An 898-nucleotide genomic window follows, 5' to 3' on the forward strand; every position below is an offset into this window, starting at 1 on the left:
AAGGTGACCGACGAGCTCGACGCCGCCGGCATCGCCTGGAGCCTCTACTCCGAGATCAAGCCCAACCCCACCATCAAGAACGTCCAGGACGGCGTCGAGGCCTATCAGGCCGCCGGGGCCGACTCCATCGTGGCCATCGGCGGCGGCTCCTCCATGGACACCGCCAAGGCCATCGGCATCATCGTCAACAACCCCGAGTTCGCCGACGTGCGCAGCCTCGAGGGCGTCGCGCCCACCAAGAACCACGCCGTGTTCACCATCGCCGTGCCGACGACCGCCGGCACCGCCGCCGAGGTGACCATCAACTACGTCATCACCGACCCCGAGAAGGTCCGCAAGTTCGTGTGCGTCGACACCAACGACGCCCCCGAGGTCGCCGTCGTCGACCCCGACATGATGGCCTCCATGCCCGCCGGCCTGACCGCCTCCACCGGCATGGACGCTCTGACCCACGCCATCGAGGGCTACACCACCAAGGGCGCCTGGGAGCTCTCCGACATGTTCCACTTCGAGGCCATCAAGCTGATCAGCGAGAACCTGCGCGACTCCGTCGCCGAGGCCAAGTCCGGTCAGCCCGGCTCCGGCCGCGAGGGCATGGCCCTCGGCCAGTACGTCGCCGGCATGGGCTTCTCCAACGTCGGCCTGGGCATCGACCACGCCATGGCCCACACCCTGTCCGCCCACTACGACACCCCGCACGGCGTCGCCTGCGCCATGCTGCTGCCGATCGCCATGGAGTTCAACAAGCCGGTCTGCGCCGAGCGCCTGGCCGAGGTCGCCGTCGCCATGGGCGTCGACACCGCGGGCATGAGCGCCGACGAGGCCGCCGACGCCGCCATCGCCGCCGTCAAGCAGCTCTCCGCCGACGTGAACATCCCGCACGTCTGCGAGGCCATGA

Annotated in this window: 1 protein-coding gene; it reads left to right on the forward strand. The window is 69.2% G+C overall.

Annotated elements, in window-relative coordinates; genetic code table 11:
• On the forward strand, window positions 1-898 hold an 898-nt coding region (locus HF320_RS08985; RefSeq protein WP_169277997.1), incomplete at both ends, for an iron-containing alcohol dehydrogenase.

Source organism: Collinsella acetigenes, from assembly GCF_012844445.1.
Classification (GTDB): Bacteria; Actinomycetota; Coriobacteriia; order Coriobacteriales; family Coriobacteriaceae; genus Collinsella; species Collinsella acetigenes.